This is a genomic window from Catonella massiliensis, assembly GCF_016651435.1.
In the GTDB taxonomy this organism is placed as follows: domain Bacteria; phylum Bacillota; class Clostridia; order Lachnospirales; family Lachnospiraceae; genus Catonella; species Catonella massiliensis.
Genome location: NZ_JAEPRJ010000001.1, coordinates 2,241,470 through 2,258,873 on the forward strand (window position 1 = coordinate 2,241,470; position 17,404 = coordinate 2,258,873).

Genomic DNA, 17,404 nt, shown 5'->3' on the forward strand with positions numbered 1-17,404 from the left:
ACCCTTAATTATAGCAGAGAGCTGTAGTTTTGCCAACTACAATATTCCAACCCTCTCCATAAACTTCCTTAAAAGTCCTGCATTACCATTATACTGATAGCCGTCTATCCCACATTCGTAGGCACCTTTTACATTATTTGCCAAATCATCTATGAAAAAGCATTCCTCTGCCTTTAGGTTATAGGTGTTTAGTACATAGTCAAAAAAAGCCCTGTCAGGCTTTACTTCCTTGATATCGGCAGACACTATCTTTGCATCCAATATCTTAAAGGCTTCTATCTTATCTTCGTATTTATGAAAAGACTCAGCCGCATTTGAACAAAGGTATAGCTTATATCCCTTATTTTTAAGGTCCTTCATAAGTTCAAGCATCTCTTTGCTCTCCGTCTTATGCACATACCAGGTTGAAAGTACATCTTTTGCAAGCGGATGATACTTTTCCTCCAAATCTTTTATGATTTCTTCGTATACCTCTTCCTCACTTAGCACTCCCTTATCCGCATCTGCCCAGGCACGGGTGTAGACGATTTTGTACTTCAAGTAGTTAATAAGCTTAACATCCTTGGTATACATAGACAGAATATAATCAGGTGAAAAATCCATAATTACGTTTCCCATGTCAAATAACATATTTTTATACATTACATTCTCTCCTTATAATAATTGGGTGTGACTCCAAAATGTTTCTTAAATATATTGCCGAAATACCTCTGGTCTCTATATCCTACCATATAAGCCACTTCAGACACTCTGGTCTGTGGGTCTTTAAGCAGCTTACAGGCTTTTTTAAGCCTTGTGAGAGTAAGTATTTCCACAAAGGTATAGCCTGTCTCCTTTTTGAATAAATGACTTAAATAGCTTTCACTTACCTTCAAATACTCTGAGGTAGATAGTATGTTTATCTCCTTCATATAGTTTTCTTTGATATACTCAATTGCTTTAATGATATTGCTATGCTTTGAGTTGACGGTAAGTCTCAGTTTCTTATCTATCTCTTCCATCAGAGCAGCTTTGTCCGTCTCTTTATTTACACTGCAAAGTAAAATATTATTATTTACCTTTTCTATGGCTCTTTTAAGTGCCTTATCTAACTGGCCATCATCAAAAGGCTTTAAGAGGTAGTCGCTTACGCTTAAATCTATTCCTCTTTTTGCATACTCAAATTCATTAAAGGCCGTTATCATGATTGTAACAGGCATGTAAGTCTCATAGACCTTTTCAATCATTTGTAACCCGTCCATTACAGGCATCCTTATATCAGTAATAACTATGTCCGGCTTCAGCTTGGTTATAAGGCTAAGACCTTCTCCACCGTTTTTTGCCTCTCCTATGACCTGACAATCATAGCTTTCCCAATCTGTAGTTATTACCAGGCCTTTTCTAACTATTTCCTCATCCTCAACAACCACAATTCTATACATTATTATCCCTTATATCCTTTTTTATCTTAATTTGAATATTGGTACAGTCATCACTTATAAGACTAAGCCCATATTCCTCACCGTAATAGAGTTTAATTCTTTTATTTACATTATAAAGTCCTATGCTGTTGCTGTCTATATCATTCACTATTTTATCAAAGTCTCCCACAAAGTTATTTCCGTTATCCTTCACATTGAATATAAGATTATCTCCTTCTTTGCGGCCTGTTATTTCTACAACTCCTTTTTCTATGATAAGCTCCATTCCATGTATAATAGCATTTTCAACTATTGGTTGAAGAAGTAGCTTTGGAATATGATAGTCATACATATCTTCCGGCACATTAAGCTTAAATTCAAATCTGTCTTTATATCTCTCCATCTGAATATAAAGGTAGCTTTTTACCAGCCCCAGCTCATCCTCAACAGAGACTGTAGTTTCATTAAAATTCATATTTGCCTTAAGTATATTGCCAAACTCAGTAACTATCTTCGCTATCTTGTCCACCTTATTTAACTTTGCTTCCCACTTTATAGAGTCTAGGGTATTATACAAAAAATGTGGATTTATCTGAGACTGCAATGCCTTAACTTCGATTTTCTCAAGCAACTCTCTTTTTTCAATATCCTCTTTGTGGTATTTGTCTATTCTTCCTAGTAAATTATAGAAGGCATTTTCTATATTCTGTATTTCTTCTATTTCATTACTTGCATCTGTCGGTATAGATGTTTTGTGATCCATATCCATCACTTTTTTTGCAAGCATATTAATAGGTTCAACAATTTTTCCCGCAAGTATGCTCACAATCACAAAGGCAATTGCCAGAGTGGTCACAAGGGCTGTAAGTACAGTTGCAGACACCATCTTTGTATCTGCCTTCACATATTCATTTCCCAAAAACCCCATTAAAATAACATTTTTAGTTTTATATGTAGAATAGGTATAGGTCTTCTCTATTTCCTTTTTATATTTTTCAAAATAAAGAGAATTAATCCTCACATTTTTCCCCTGAAAGTAGGTATCATTATATATCTCAGAATCATTTTCCGAGAAAACCGCAAGTTTTAACATACCTATGTAGCTTGAATCCAAACCCTTGAATAGCTCCTCAATATATTCTCTTGAAAAGTCCACGATGATGAAGCCTACGATTTCATTTTTATCATATATTCTTCTGGTAAGTGAAAATGCATTGGTTTTCCCGTCTTCCCACATATACATATTTGGAATTATAACATCGTCTTTTCCTTCTCTTGCGCTCTTTAGCACACCCCACTCTCCAAAACTCTCTATATCATACATTGCAGGTATTTCATCAGTGGAGTACTTTCTTTTACCGTCTATACTTAGTATATGTACTGCAATGTATTTATACTTATTCCCAAGTCCACCATAGACTTTATCTCCTAAAACTTTAGAGCCGCTATTCCCTCCATTAACCGCCTTTTTCACATCCTCGTCATCAGCTAACATGTCAAGATAACTTTTCGACTCTGCTAAGGAGTCTTCAAACAAAGCTCCGGCTATGTGGAGAATCTCCTCTATATGCTTCATTCCATACATTTTACTGGAAATGCCTGAATATAAAAGAGAAAAAATCCCAAAAAGTATTATGATGATAAAGGCAAAGATTAATATCCAAACCGTTATATATCTCCTAAAACTTTTATTTGGGATTTTTTCTCTAAACATATTTGCTCCTATACTACTGATACTTTACCCTTACTTATTATGTTGAAAAGCACGAAAGAAAGCAAAGTCGCTACTGTGAGTATACTTGCAAGTGCTGCCGCCGTTCCAAAGCTCGCCCTTACTACCTCAGTATATATGGCAACTGATATGGTAGCTGTTTTCCCTGTGTAAAGCATAATACTGGAGCTTAATTCATTGATGGTGCTTATCCAGCTAAGAATTGCTCCACTCACTATACCCGGCATCATTATCCTTACAGTCACCTTAAAGAAAGACTTCATAGGCGTTTCTCCAAGGCTTATGGAAGCCTCTTCCACACTGCTGTCTATCTGCTGTAATATAGCACTTGAAGACCTTACCGTATAAGGCATCTTTCTTATTATGTATGCTATTATCAAAATCAAAGGTGTTCCTGCTATGAGGATAGGTCCTTTATTGTAGGTTATAAGTAAGCTTATACCAAGCACCGCACCCGGAATAACATATGGGAACATTACAAGTATGTCCATTATTGTTGCTGACTTTCCACGTCTCTTTGTTATTAAAAATGCAATAAGTACGCTTAAAAGTATTATAACAAAAATTGCAATAGTTGAAAATGTAAAAGTATTTACTATATTGTGTCCAAGCTTAAAGAAAATACTCTTATAGCTCTCCAGTCCAAAGCCTTCCGTAAATACAGGTCCATTTGTGTTGATAAATGAGGTCACAATAACTACAACCTGTGGTAAAAATGTTATAAACGCAAAGACAAACAAGAGTAATGACAAAGCAATTTTCTTAGGCTTAGGCAAATCCTTCTTTGAAGGTGGTCTTAGCGCGCTCATTGTATAGTTTTTACGGCTTACGATGAATTTCTGTATTAAAAGAACCGTAAGAGAGCATAACACGATGATAATACTGAGTGCACTCGCCATGCCAGCATTTCCACCTGTTTCACTCATGTACTCTTCATAAACCATAACCGGAAGAACCTTATACCCCTCACCTATAAGCATCGGAGTACCAAAGTCCGCAAGACTTGACATAAACACCATGATTGCGCCTGCAAAGATGGTAGGCTTTATCACTGGAAATGTCACAGTGAATAATCTTCTAAGCCTGCTTGCACCCAGATTCTCACTGGCTTCTTCAAGTGATGAGTCTATGCTGTTAAGTGCACCTGCCACATAGAGGAAGATATATGGGTAGAGCTTCAAAGTAAATACCAGGATTATTCCCAAAAATCCATAGATAGAAGGAAAATTAATTCCCAGTACATTGAGTCCCTTTGTGATTACTCCGTTTCTACCAAGTAACATAATCCAGGAATATGCACCTATAAAAGGTGGAGACATAAGTGACATTATTATCATTACATTTATTATCTTTGAGCCATATATCTTATATCTGGAAAACGCATAAGCCAGTGGCACACCGATAAATACCGCAAAAACTGTAGTAAGCACAGAAACAGTAAGCGACCTCATCAGGGTACTGTAATAATATTCATACTGAAAAAATGTAGCAAAGTTCTCTAAGGTAAAATTCCCATCAGAGCCAATCACACTCTTTGAGAAAAGCGTGATAAATGGGTACATAAGGAATAATGCAAACAGCACAAAGATAACGATGCGGCATATAAACCAAAAATCAAATTTTATCCCTTTATCCATTTAGTCTTGCCTCCCCACTTATGTCAAATATAGAGATGTTATCTGTATCAAAGGTAACTGCTACCCTTCCTTCTTCTCTTATATTCTGTGTGTTCTCAGCATATTCATGGGCTTCTATAATCTCTCCGTTATCAAGCTGTATCTCGTAGTATACATAATCGCCTAAAAATGTAGACAGAATTATATTTCCCACTATTCCTCTGCTTAAATCTTCAGAGATTCTTACATGTTCAGGCCTAACGGATACCTTAACCTTACCGTCACCTGCCTTAAAGTTTGCATTAAATTCATAACCATCTATTCTAAGTGCATTCTCGCCCTTTACCTCTGCTTCTAGAATATTAGATATACCAATAAAATCTGCAACAAAGGTATTGGCAGGCTTCTGATATATTCTGGTTGGAGTATCAAGCTGCATAATATAACCCTTGTTCATAACCGCAATCCTGTCGCTGATAGCAAGAGCCTCTTCCTGATCGTGTGTTACATAGACAGTTGTAATATTAAGCTGTCTCTGTATTTTTTTAATTACGGTACGCATCTCCACACGAAGCTTTGCATCCAGATTGGACAGAGGTTCATCCATAAGTAGGATTTTAGGTTTGATTACAATAGCTCTTGCAAGAGCAACTCTCTGCTGCTGACCACCTGAGAGCTTATCAGGCATTCTGTCCTTAAGATTCTCTATGCGGACTATTTTAAGAACTTCTTCTATCTGTTTTTCTCTCTCTGCCTTTGGTATTCCTCTTAGTTTAAGTCCATACTCAACATTCTCATAAATGCTAAGATGAGGGAAAATAGCATAGTTCTGAAATACCATTCCTATATCACGTTTATTCGCAGGGGTTTTATTGATAATCTTATCGTTAAAATATATATTGCCCGCTTCTATGGTATTAAAGCCCGCTATCATCCTAAGGAGGGTGGTCTTGCCGCAGCCTGAAGGCCCAAGAAGTGTAAAGAATTCACCATCCTTTATGGTAAAATTCATTTTATCAATGGCCGTGAAATCTCCATACTTTTTAGTTACGTCTTCAATTTTAACAGTTGTACTCATGCATTTCTCCTCTTTAAAATTGCTGCCGTAAAATATCTTGTCAGACATCCTACAGCAGCTTAAATTATCTCATATAATAAAAAGCTAATTATATTTACTTTCCAATAAGTACGTCTTTCCACTTATTAAGCACGTCTTCTTTGTTGGCAGATGCCCAGTCAAAGTCGTAGTCAACAAGCTTAATGTCTGATAAAGGTCCAAGTCCCTTAGGTGCTTCAACGTCATTTCTTATAGATCTTCTGCTAAGCTGAGTGCTCATAATGGACTGTGTTTCCTTGCTTAAGGCAAAGTCTACGAATTTCTTTGCATTTTCAATATTCTTTGAACCCTTAATAATAGCTACACCATCAGGAACTGCAGATGTTCCTTCACTTGGATAAACCATCTTAACCGGTGAGCCTGCATTTACATACTTTATAGCCTCTTTTTCAAGTGTAAGTCCTACAGCGTATTCTCCGTCTGCAACTCCCTTGTATACACCTGATGAACTTGACAAAATCTTGCCGTCAAGATTGCTATAGAATTTTTTGATAAAATCCCAGCCGTCATTCTCTGCCTTGTATGCTGTAAGCATGGTAACAAGAATTGTATAAGCTGAACCACTCTTTGCAGGATCTGCCATAGCTATCTTGCCCTTAAATTCAGGCTTAAGTATATCCTTCCAAGAGGTTATGGCATTCTCATCAGATACAAGGTTGGTGTTATAAAGAAGAACCATCGGAAGAGGACTCTCTCCTGTCCAGGTATTGTCTTTTGCATAGTACTTAGGATCGATATTTTCTAACTCGCTTGACTTGTAAGGCTCAAAGTATTGCGCATAAGCCTGTAAAGACTCTGCTCCTCCGCCCCAGAGCACATCACCTAAAGGATTGTCTTTTTCTGATTCAACTCTTTTAAGGAGTTCTCCTGTACCTGCTGCAACTATATCCACCTTAATTCCGGTCTTGTTTTCAAATTCCTGAACTAACAGGTTGATGGTTTCTGCAGGGTGAGGTGAATAAACGGTGATTGAGTTACCTGAGCCGGAACTGCCTGAAGCTGTCTGGCTAGTCTTTGCTGTAGATCCACCTGAGCAAGCTGTGAGCGAAGCAACGAGTGCAAGGCTCATTAAAGATGTAAAAATTTTTTTCATTTTTCTTCCTCCGTTTGTGCATTTTTTATATTTTCAGCTTATCAGAATATTATTTATCTAACAAGTATTTAAATTTGCATTTTTGTTTAAAATTCTGCAATCTCTTGAAAATCAATATCTTTCTGATATAAATTAATTACATACATAAATCAAAACTTTAGTAATAATATACAAGGAGGATGGAAAATGATTCAGTTTGGAACAGGCGGTTGGCGCGAAATAATAGGTGATAAGTTTACAAGAGAAAATATACATAGAGTAGCGCATGCCTTAAGTTCTATGAAGGAAGTAAAAAAAGTAGTTATAGGTTATGATAGAAGATTCTTGTCTAAGGAAGCCTGCTTTTGGTTCATAGAGGCTTTGGCAAGCCACAATATTAAGTCTTTATTCATTGACGGCTCTTCACCTACCCCTCTCATTATGTTTGCTACCAAGCTAATGGGAGCCGATTTTGGAGTTGCCATAACTGCAAGCCACAATCCTGCCATTTACAATGGCATAAAGATATTTACTTCAGACGGTAATGATGCTCCCTTAGAAACAACTGACAGATTATCTGAAATTGCAAACAACGTTTCAGAGGAAGAGCTAAATAATACCAGGAAGTTTTATGAAGTCGAGCACAGTAATTTGTTTGAAAAAATCCATCCTTTCAATGATTATATTGATTCCATCTTAAATTCGTTAAATGTGGATGCCATAAGAAATGCCCATTTAAGAATAGCTATAGACCCTATGTATGGAGTTTCTGAAAGTGCGCTTATAACATTGCTTTCAAGCGTAAGATGTGAAACCACTATAATAAACGGACAGCACGACACTCTCTTTGGCGGAAGGCTTCCAAGCCCTGCTTCAGCTTCCCTCCACAGGCTTATGGACCTTGTACTACAAAAGCAGTACAATCTTGGAGTAGCTACAGACGGCGATGCAGACCGCATAGGAATAATTGATGAGCTAGGCAATTTCATTCATCCTAATACCCTGCTTTGCCTCTTGTACTACTATCTTCTGGAGTTCAAGCATTGGAAGGGTGCTGTGGTAAGAAACATCGCCACCACACATATGCTTGATAAAATCGCTGAAAAATACGGTGAAAAATGTATAGAATCCAATGTAGGCTTTAAGTATATATCTGAAAACATGAGAAAGTACGATGCCATAATAGGTGGCGAATCAAGTGGCGGACTTACCGTAAAGGGACATATAGGTGGAAAAGACGGTATATATGCAGCTGCGTTGCTCATTGAGATGATATGTGTGACAAAGAAGAGCATTCATACCTTGGCTAAAGAACTTGAAGAAATGTTTGGCACCTTTTATTTTAGCGAAAATGACTACAGATTCACTCCTGAAAAAAAGGCTAATTTAGTTAAAATGCTTTTTGAAGAAGAAAAAATACCTGCATACGAAAATATAGAAAAAGCTTATTATGCAGATGGGCTTAAGGTATTATTTAAGGATGGTTCCTGGATTATAGCACGATTCTCCGGTACAGAGCCTGTTCTTAGAATATTTGCAGAAGCAGGCAGCCGTGATAAGACAGACGAATATGTAAAAATGATGGAAGACTTGCTTGATATCAAGGAAGATGAAAAGATATAAATAAAAATAGTTTATTAGAGTTCAAAGCCCCCTATGCGAAAGCAGCATAGAGGGCTTTTGCTATTATGTGAGAAGCATTTACTGTAAATCAAGTTTTCTCTTCATTACAAATACACTGCCAGCAGACATAATTGCTATTCCGATAACCTCTGCTGCTATTCCACAGTATGACAGGGCGTTTATCACATCTCCCGGAAGTCTGTCTACGCCAAATATTGTTTGTGCAAGTTCTGAGTTTGCAAGAGATACAAGCACTATCACTCCGGCTATCTGCAATGCTGTTGTAATTCCCCAGTATGCAAGTATAGAGCCAAGTATAGGATGAGCCTTCCAGTTCTGTCCGATGGATATACAGAGAAAGATGAGGGCGAAGGCCGAAATTACCGAAAGAATAGCTCCTACTGCCAGAAGGAAGGCTGTGTACCCTGTTATGTTCTTCATTGTAAATAGATGAACTAAATCACTTAACTCAACCTTATTTGCAAGAATAAACTCATTTCCAATTCTGGTAAGAGGATAAACTAGGCTTACTACTGCGGTTATAAGTGCACCAACACTTGAAGAAGTAAGGATTGCTATGTAAATGGACGACTTCTTCACAGGAAGAGTATGAGTGAGATAGCCTTCAACAGAGTAGACTTTTCTGTAAAACCTTACGGCAAAAATTATAAATATGATGATATTTACCGCTATTATAGAAAAGATGTATATTGCTCCAAACGCTCCAAACATCGTCTGGAATACAGTTCCACTCAACACTCCCGAATTGTAAACACTCTCAAATACTATTGAAAGCAGGTGCATACCAAGAATGATAATATTGATTAATAAAAGTAATCTTCCTATATTTCTGAATTCATTTTTAATTAATTTGCCTAACATGCGAATACCTCCCTAAATAATCCGTCTATGGATTTTCCTTCTTTTTCCCTTATATTCTCTGCACTGTCACTTAGTACTATATTTCCCTCCTTGATAAATACTACATCATCAAGGATTTTCTCTATCTCAGATATAAGGTGGGTAGCTATAATTACAGTTGCACCAGGATTGATGTTATTTAGTATTGTTCTAAGGATATAGTCTCTTGCGGCAGGATCCACGCCTGCTATAGGCTCATCAAGTACATATACCTTTGCAGCCCTGCTCATAACGAGGATGAGCTGTGCCTTTTCTCTATTTCCCTTTGAAAGGAACTTAAACTTCTGATTTGGGTCTATGTTTAAGCTTGCAAGCATTGAAAGTGCTTTTTCCCTGTCAAAGTCAGCATAAAAATCTGCAAAAAGCTTTGTACACTCATTAAAACTCATTTCATCTCCAAGGTAGTCCTTATCAGGAAGATATGAAACCACTGACTTTGTGTGTATTCCCGGTAAATCCCCATCTATTCTTAGTTCTCCTGAGGTAGGAGTGAGGAGGTCGTTTAGAAGCTTAATTAAAGTAGTTTTGCCGCTTCCGTTAGGTCCTAAGAGGCCTACTATCCTACCCTCTTCAAAGTTTAGGTTGATTTCATTAAGAGCAACCTTTCTTCCATATCTCTTTGTAAGTGACTTACACTCTATTATATTTCCCATTTTACATTCCTTTCTCTTAAGCCTTGTATTCGGCTATTAAGCTTTGTATCTCTTCCATGCTGTAGCCAAGTTCCTTCATATAGATCATACACCTTGATATCTCACTCTCGGCCATAGCCTTTTTGGTGCTCTTAATCTTCTCCACATCTTCAGTAACTGTTCTTCCTGTACTTCTCATAGTAACTAGGAGTTCCTCCCTTTCAAGTTCACTTAGTGCCTTCTGCATTGTATTTGCATTTACCTCAGCTTCTGCAGCAAGCTCTCGCACTGAGGGTATTCTATCTCCTGCCTTGTACACCTCAGTAACTATCCTTCGCCTTATTTCGTTCATAAGCTGAGGATAGATAGGTAATCCTTCATCCAATACCCAAGCCATCCGGAACCTCCTTTCTATTTTTACAGCTGTATTTTTGTCTTGTTGTATTATGTACTTAATACAGTATCACATTGATACGTTTCTGTCAAGAAGTTTTTTAAATATTTTTTATATTCGTTATAAATATCACACTACAAAGACCTATCCATCCGTTTTTATGCCTTCAATACCTATTTTAGAAAAATAATAAAACTTACAATCTACTCTCTAACAAAAAAATGAATTAAAATTGTTAGCGCAAAAAAGATACCACATCATCAGTGACATGGTATCTTTTAATCCTTCTCTTATTTAATTTTCATTTAATAATACAAGCGTCAAATATTATCGAAATGCATATGGATTAATATTAACAAATCTCGTAAAACTCTGCCCTTAAATCACCATCAATCACTATCTTTTCATAAGGATTATTAGGATATACAGAGGCTGACATAGGTATGAGACCACCGTCAGCAAAGACTTCAATGAAAGCTGTATCAAATATTATTTCAGTCTTATTATTCGTACAGTCTAATCTTCTTGCCCTTAATATACTGTATTCTTCGCTAGCAAAAACACTATTAAACTCTTTCAATCCTGCATTTGATCTATCAAGGATAATTTCGTTATCAGCAATCTCAACTATTATCTCTTCTCCACTTTCATTACAAAGCCTTGCTTTACCTTTACCTTCCAGCAAAAGACCAAAGCAATCCGTGCCAAGTCTGAAGTCTTTCCCTATCTCACGCCTTGAAGTTTTGTACCTGTCAATACCCTGAGGAATAGATCTAAGCCTCAAACCTTCTGTTGTCTTAACCATTTCTACCTTTCTGGCTAATGTCATCTTACCCCTAAATTCAGTGCTAGGAGTTTCATTTGCATAGGCCCAGTTATCAGCCCACCCCATAGTCACCTTTTCTTCTAGATTCTGGAAGGTTACAGGCGCATAATTATCAGTTCCAAAGTCAAGCATCAAAGGCTCTTTAAACTTTTCAGTATCTACAAATGTAGAACCATCAAAGTCCCCGATATAATACTGAGTCACGTGGCTCATAAAGTGCCCGCCTTCTGCCAATGGTTTCCCCTTTTTATCTTTTGGAACAATAATACTGACTATAAGCACCCACTTAGTGCCTGCTTCCGTCTCTATCGGAAAACAATCAGGGCATTCACAGATACCGCCAAAGCCATTAACTCCTGCCTTAAAGGAGCCTGTTTTCCTCCAATCTTTCAGATTGCGGCTAAAGTAAAAATCCACTTCTTCTCCGCCTGCAACCACAAAGCTATATCCCTTCATTATAGGATTGTAAAATACCTTAGGGTCTCTGAAATCATTTTTCTCATCATTTACCACGACCGGATTCCCATAGTATTTTTCAAAGTGCTCGTAGTCTGTGCTGTATGCTATACTCTGAACCTCCTCTCCTTCAAGAGAGTGATTTGTATAAACCGCAACCAAAGGAGGCTTTCCCTCTTTTCCAAAGCCGGATATATTCTCCTTATCATAGACTGTGGAACCAGAGAAAATATAGCCCAGTTCATCAGGATATAGCGCTATGGGCTTATGTTCCCAGTGTATCAAGTCCCTCGTCACCGCATGCCCCCAGTGCATAGGTCCCCAGTTGGCTGCATCAGGATAATGTTGGTAAAAGAGGTGATACTCACCGTTTAGATATACCATTCCATTCGGATCATTAATCCAGTTTTTTGGTGCAGTAAAATGAACTTTCGGTCTAAAATCCTTTCCCATAGATATTCCTTTCTTAAAAAAGGGTTATCAGACAAGTTTTACCTGACAACCCTTAATGATTACAATAATGATATTTTACATCAGTCTGACACTACTTGCTTGTTCTGTCTACAGCTGTCTGGTAGATGCTTACAAGTTCTTCTACACCTGCAGCCTTAAGTTCTTCAAGATATGAATTCCAATTATCATCAGTAACACCGCCAGTTACCCACTGGTTGATATATCTGTCAACTATATCTGAGATAGTAGGCTGAATCTGTGCAAGTCTCGAAAGCTCTTCGGTAGTCATCAGTACTCTTGGAATAGTCTCGTATTCCTTCATTATTTCCTCTTTACCGTTTACCTTCTGATTCTCAAGGAGCTGAACAGCATCATAAGCATATCCTGCTACTTTATCATAGTACTCATTAAGAACAACCATAGAGCCACGGCAAGGTGTTGAATTTACACGAGCCTCACCGAAGTTTTTATACTCTGTCTGAGCAACATATCTTCCCTTATCATCAAGAGGTGTTCTAAGAACTCCCTTATCATCTTTCTTGTAGTTGTAGCCTTCTGCTCCCCAGTTAGACTGAATGGATATTGCAGGATCTCCTACCATATAATCAACAAATCTCGCAACTACGTGTGGGAATTTACAACTTGTTGTAATCGCTGTATCAGAAGAGTCCTGAAGCTCTGAATAATTATTTTCAAAGCCTGTGCTGCCCTTTGTTCCCTTAAGTCTAGGAACAGCCACATACTCATCATGTACGTCAAGATTGCTTATTTCCTGATCTGTCCAGGTACCAAAGCATCCTATCCTTGCTACATCTTCCTTGATGAGAGATGACTGATAAGCTGCACTTGCATCTGATTCAAAAGAGCCATTCCAAATAAGCTTCTCCTTATTTAACATATTGAAGAAGGCTGCTGTATCCTTAAATGCAGGATCCATAGCAGTAAATGTAACCTTACCGTCTATAAGTCTTAAGTGGTCGGCATAAGCATTACCACCACAGTATGAGTCTGCCTGACCAAATGCACCCGTAAAACGATAGAACATGTTGTAAGAACCGAAGGTATCATTTGCACCAAACCAAGTAGCCATAGGAATCTCATCAGCCTTACCATTGCCATTAAGATCGCCACCATCTCTAAAAGCCTTGAGGCAGTCTACCCACTCATCAACGGTAGTAGGTACCTTTTTACCCACCTTATCAAGCCAGTTCTTGTTAATAAGAAGAGGTCCACCTGTAAGTACAAGTCCATACATTTCCTCTATATAAGGGAACCCGTAAGTATGCCCATCAGGAGCCTTAATCTCTGTCCAGTAAGTAGGATGAGCGTCAAGTATCTTCTTTACACTAGGCATATAGTTGTTTATAAGATTCTCAGTAGGAATGAAAATATCCTGGTCTGCATACTGAACTACAATATTGCCGGACTTACCATCACCAAAATTCCAGAACACATCCGGAAGGTCATCACCTGAAGCTAACATAAGGTTTATCTTCTCCTGTGCTCCCTCACCAGGAATAGGCTTCCAGTCAAATTCTACACCTGTATCCTCAGCCCACTTTTTAACCATCGCAAGCTCGCCCGGAGCAACTACTCTATCTGCAGAGTTAACAAGAAGCATAGATATCTTGCCATATTTTTCTTCAAAGGCCTTAGGATCCTTGATTATAGGCAGAGTCCCATCCAAGTTGATGATACCTGCATCTACAGCTTCCTTTTCTTCAGCTGTAAGCTCACCTGACGCTGTGCTTCCTGATGCTGTACTTCCCGAAGCAGCACTCTTAGCGGCACTTCCTGAGTCCTTTTTACTGTCAGCGTTGCCACCACAACCTGATAACAAGCTTACTACAAGTGTCATACAGGTTAACATTGATAATAATTTTTTTCCTTTCATTCTTCTCTCCTTTTTACTCTACTAAATATAGTTTTATACTTGAACCCGATACGGGCTAAATATACAGCGTTTTCTTAACCCTTTACTGCACCAATTGTTACACCCTTTGCGAAGTATTTCTGTAAGAAAGGATAAGCTGCAAGCAGTGGAACTGCTGAAGCCACTACTATACAGTATTTAAGCTGTTCCGCCAGTTTTTGCTTGGTAACCATCGCATCACCTGATGAACCCATCTGATTTGCCTGATTCATGAGCACTAGGTTACGAAGCACGACCTGAAGTGGCATTTTGTCATCATCCTGCAGGTACATCAGTGCATTAAAGAACTGATTCCACATTGCAGTAGCGTAAAAGAGACACATAACTGCAATTATAGTTGTGGAAATAGGTATGGCTATTTCAAAAAAGAATCTAAAGTCAGAGCAGCCATCTACTTTTGCTGCTTCAAGAAGTTCTCCAGGTATACCTGCTTCAAAGAATGAGCGGCATACAATGAGGTTATAAGCAGATACCGCCACAGGCAGCACCATTGCCCAGATACTGTTGTATATGCCAAGGTTCTTTATGGTAAGATATAGAGGTATAATTCCACCACTAAAAAACATTGTAAATGTAAATACAAAGATAAGTCCCCTTCTTCCCGGTAAGTCCTTTCTGGACAATGCATATCCGGCAGGAATCGTCGTTATCAACGAAGTAATCGAGCCAACAACAGTATAGAGAATTGTATTTCCATATGCAGTCCAAAGCGGTTTATACTTTAATGTGGTTTCATAACCTTTTAGATACAGCTTTTCAATGAATAACAAAGGCTTTCCTGAGTTTACTATAACCGGATCTGTCATAGATGCAATTACAACATAGTAAATAGGATAAATAATAACCAGGCAGATTGTAATCATAATAATAGCATTCACTATTCCGAACACTCTCTCACCTGTAGACATCTTCATTCTTGTCTTAACAGTACTCATTTTAGCTCTCCTCTCTTAGAATATACTTATACTGCTCACCTTTTTAGCTATTTTATTAGCTAAAACCAAAATGATAAAGTTTACAACTGAGTTAAACAAACCAACCGCAGTTGCAAAACTGTACTGTGCAGTCTGCAAGCCGACCTTATACACATAGGTTGAAATAAGTTCGCTCACAATTGTGTTAGAACCATTCTGCATAAGAAAAGCTTTTTCATAACCTACATTCATTATGTTACCAACCTGAAGTATTAACATCAGGATAATTGTAGGCAATATCATTGGTATATCTATGAAAAGAATTCTTTGAAATCTTGATGCCCCATCTATCTTGGCAGCCTCGTAAAAATCAGGACTAATTGCAGTAAGTGCTGCAATAAAAATAACTGCGTTAAAGCCCATAGTCTGCCATATATTTGAGCCTATAAAGAGTGTCCTGAACCATTCAGGGAGTGATGTAAATAAAGTTTCCTTACCTCCTGCACTCTTGATAAGATTATTTACTACTCCATTTGCAGAAAAGAATACAGTTATAATACTTACAATAACTACGTTTGACATAAAGTAAGGTGCGTAGCTGATTGTCTGTATGGTCTTTTTAACCTTATCTCTCTGAATCTGGTTTAAAAGAAGTGCAAATATAATAGGTATAGGAAAGGCAATAATAAGACTTTCCAAACTTATAAGTACTGTGTTCTTTATAGCGTTCACCGCTATTGAAGTACTAAAAAACTGTGTAAAATATTTGAAAATCGGATTAGCCCAAGGGCTACCAACAATTCCCAGTCTTCCCTTATATTCCTTAAAGGCAATAATAAGTCCATACATAGGATAATAGGCAAATACTACCGCCCATATTAGAGCAGGAAGCAGCAATATGTACAATTGCCATGCTTTCAGTACATTTTTGAAGTCAGCTGCTCTCTCTTTTGAGGTCTTACGTCTTTTTTTAACAGAATTAGAAGCTTCTTCTTTTGGACTTTTTTCCATTCCCTCTCTCCTTTTCTTTTGTTGTGGAAACCTTTTCATAATTTTATCATAGTCAAAATACCCAAAAATGTCAATATGTTTTTATTATTTTTTCATTAATCCATTAATGATATTTATTGTTCATCTATTAATTGTGTGCATTGTTTTAATTTTTATATCATTTTATACAATTTATTTGTGTATAAAAAAAGACAAGGAGTTGACTCTTGTCTTTATATGGAAATACGTGGAACGGATTATGTTGTTCCGCGTTCTATTAGTTTGACAGGTATAAGTTCGAGCTCAGGCACTTTCTCCCCATCAACCATCTTTAATACGTTCTCTACACATTTTCTAGCTATCTCTGCACAATCCTGCTGTACAACCGTAAGCTCAGGATATGACAGTTCGGTGATTTCAGTCCCGTCATAGGCCACAATGCATAAATCATCAGGAATACTAAGTCCCTTTTGCTGCGCAACAGAAAGACAGCTAAGCGCTCCTATATCTGTTGTCATTATCCCGTCAACATTCTCGATAATATCCCAGTATTTATGCACCATGTCTTTGTTGTAGCTATAGCTAAGTGCATCCCAGGCTGTTATAATGGAGATAACCTCCACCCCCGCTTCCTCCAAGACCTCTTTCATTACTTCATGCCTTATATTGGCTGTTCTTTTTTTATCGAGACCGGCTGTGAACTGGCACACTCTCTTGCAGCCTTTCTTTATGAAAAGCTCAGCCACAAGTCTTCCTCCCATTTCGTGCTCTGACCTAACTATGGGAACTCCGGCCTCTGAGTTCCTATCAAAGCTAACTATGGCGCCTCTTGAATGATTGCTAAAATCCGGCAATTCATCTACACAGGAAATAATACCGTCTACCGCCCTGCTATCAAGCATATCAATGAATGACTTCTGCCTGTTTACTATATCGAGGGTATTGCATATAAGGCATTTATAGCCTTGTTTATAAAGCTCAATTTCCATGTGCTTCATTATTTTTGCAAAAAATGGATGTTCCTGGTTAGGAACCATGACTCCAATGATACCGGTACGCTTCTTTACCATATTGGTTGCTATCGCACTAGGTTTATACCCTATTTCTTCAACAGCTTTCATTATCCTAAGCCTTGTTTCCTCGGATACATATCCGCTGTTATTCAATGTCCTAGACACAGTGCCAATACCTACCCCGGCTCTGACAGCCACATCTCTAATGCTAGCCATTTCTTACCTTTGCCTTCCTGTGTTCCACATGTTTTCATATTCTTAGATGGAATTATACAACATTATTCAGTTTTTGAATAGAGTTTTGTGCAATTT

The 17,404-nt window shown here is 37.8% G+C and carries 15 protein-coding genes; 1 reads left to right on the forward strand and 14 read right to left on the reverse strand.

Features of this window, described 5'->3' with window-relative positions; genetic code table 11:
* Nucleotides 1–36 precede the first annotated feature (36 nt).
* The 6 genes from JJN12_RS09960 to JJN12_RS09985 all read right to left on the reverse strand — a co-directional run bounded on the left by JJN12_RS09960 (nucleotide 37) and on the right by JJN12_RS09985 (nucleotide 6,958).
* On the reverse strand, nucleotides 37–642 hold the full coding sequence (locus tag JJN12_RS09960; RefSeq protein ID WP_208429535.1) for an HAD family hydrolase: 606 nt from the start codon (nucleotides 640–642) through the stop codon (nucleotides 37–39).
* Nucleotides 642–1,421, reverse strand: coding sequence for a response regulator transcription factor (locus JJN12_RS09965; RefSeq protein WP_208429536.1), 780 nt, complete (start codon nucleotides 1,419–1,421; stop codon nucleotides 642–644). The genes JJN12_RS09960 and JJN12_RS09965 overlap by 1 nt, the downstream gene beginning before the upstream one ends.
* Nucleotides 1,414–3,114: a cache domain-containing sensor histidine kinase gene (locus JJN12_RS09970; protein WP_208429537.1), complete on the reverse strand. Its 1,701-nt coding sequence runs from the start codon at nucleotides 3,112–3,114 to the stop codon at nucleotides 1,414–1,416. The genes JJN12_RS09965 and JJN12_RS09970 overlap by 8 nt, the downstream gene beginning before the upstream one ends.
* Before the next feature lie 8 nt (nucleotides 3,115–3,122).
* On the reverse strand, nucleotides 3,123–4,769 hold the full coding sequence (locus JJN12_RS09975) for an ABC transporter permease (RefSeq protein WP_208429538.1): 1,647 nt from the start codon (nucleotides 4,767–4,769) through the stop codon (nucleotides 3,123–3,125).
* A complete protein-coding gene (locus JJN12_RS09980; protein ID WP_208429539.1) occupies nucleotides 4,762–5,826 on the reverse strand; it encodes an ABC transporter ATP-binding protein in 1,065 nt (354 codons plus the stop codon). The genes JJN12_RS09975 and JJN12_RS09980 overlap by 8 nt, the downstream gene beginning before the upstream one ends.
* Before the next feature lie 94 nt (nucleotides 5,827–5,920).
* A complete protein-coding gene (locus JJN12_RS09985) occupies nucleotides 5,921–6,958 on the reverse strand; it encodes an ABC transporter substrate-binding protein (RefSeq protein WP_208429540.1) in 1,038 nt (345 codons plus the stop codon).
* 186 nt (nucleotides 6,959–7,144) lie between these two features.
* On the opposite strand from JJN12_RS09985, the gene JJN12_RS09990 reads away from it, so the two are divergent.
* Nucleotides 7,145–8,560 carry a phosphohexomutase domain-containing protein gene (locus JJN12_RS09990; protein WP_208429541.1) on the forward strand — a complete coding sequence of 472 codons (1,416 nt, stop codon included), beginning with the start codon at nucleotides 7,145–7,147 and terminating at the stop codon, nucleotides 8,558–8,560.
* 78 nt (nucleotides 8,561–8,638) lie between these two features.
* Here JJN12_RS09990 and JJN12_RS09995 read toward each other — a convergent pair whose 3' ends face one another.
* From JJN12_RS09995 to JJN12_RS10030, 8 genes are all read right to left on the reverse strand, one after another.
* The gene (locus tag JJN12_RS09995; protein WP_208429542.1) at nucleotides 8,639–9,442 is read right to left on the reverse strand and encodes a hypothetical protein; all 804 of its coding nucleotides are present in this window, start codon (nucleotides 9,440–9,442) and stop codon (nucleotides 8,639–8,641) included.
* The gene (locus tag JJN12_RS10000; protein ID WP_208429543.1) at nucleotides 9,436–10,134 is read right to left on the reverse strand and encodes an ABC transporter ATP-binding protein; all 699 of its coding nucleotides are present in this window, start codon (nucleotides 10,132–10,134) and stop codon (nucleotides 9,436–9,438) included. Before JJN12_RS10000 ends, JJN12_RS09995 begins: the two co-directional genes overlap by 7 nt.
* Nucleotides 10,135–10,150: 16 nt before the next feature.
* Nucleotides 10,151–10,510 (reverse strand): GntR family transcriptional regulator, encoded by a 360-nt coding sequence (locus tag JJN12_RS10005; protein ID WP_208429544.1) that lies wholly within the window; start codon nucleotides 10,508–10,510, stop codon nucleotides 10,151–10,153.
* 349 nt (nucleotides 10,511–10,859) lie between these two features.
* Complete coding sequence (locus tag JJN12_RS10010; RefSeq protein ID WP_208429545.1) at nucleotides 10,860–12,242, reverse strand: glycoside hydrolase family 32 protein; 1,383 nt, start codon at nucleotides 12,240–12,242, stop codon at nucleotides 10,860–10,862.
* A gap of 91 nt (nucleotides 12,243–12,333) precedes the next feature.
* The gene (locus JJN12_RS10015; protein WP_208429546.1) at nucleotides 12,334–14,136 is read right to left on the reverse strand and encodes an extracellular solute-binding protein; all 1,803 of its coding nucleotides are present in this window, start codon (nucleotides 14,134–14,136) and stop codon (nucleotides 12,334–12,336) included.
* 74 nt (nucleotides 14,137–14,210) lie between these two features.
* Nucleotides 14,211–15,110 (reverse strand): carbohydrate ABC transporter permease, encoded by a 900-nt coding sequence (locus JJN12_RS10020; protein WP_208429547.1) that lies wholly within the window; start codon nucleotides 15,108–15,110, stop codon nucleotides 14,211–14,213.
* A 15-nt stretch (nucleotides 15,111–15,125) separates the two neighbouring features.
* A complete protein-coding gene (locus tag JJN12_RS10025) occupies nucleotides 15,126–16,100 on the reverse strand; it encodes an ABC transporter permease (protein ID WP_208429548.1) in 975 nt (324 codons plus the stop codon).
* Nucleotides 16,101–16,336: 236 nt separating this feature from the next.
* The gene (locus JJN12_RS10030) at nucleotides 16,337–17,308 is read right to left on the reverse strand and encodes a LacI family DNA-binding transcriptional regulator (protein ID WP_208429549.1); all 972 of its coding nucleotides are present in this window, start codon (nucleotides 17,306–17,308) and stop codon (nucleotides 16,337–16,339) included.
* Between the last annotated feature and the right edge of the window lie 96 nt (nucleotides 17,309–17,404).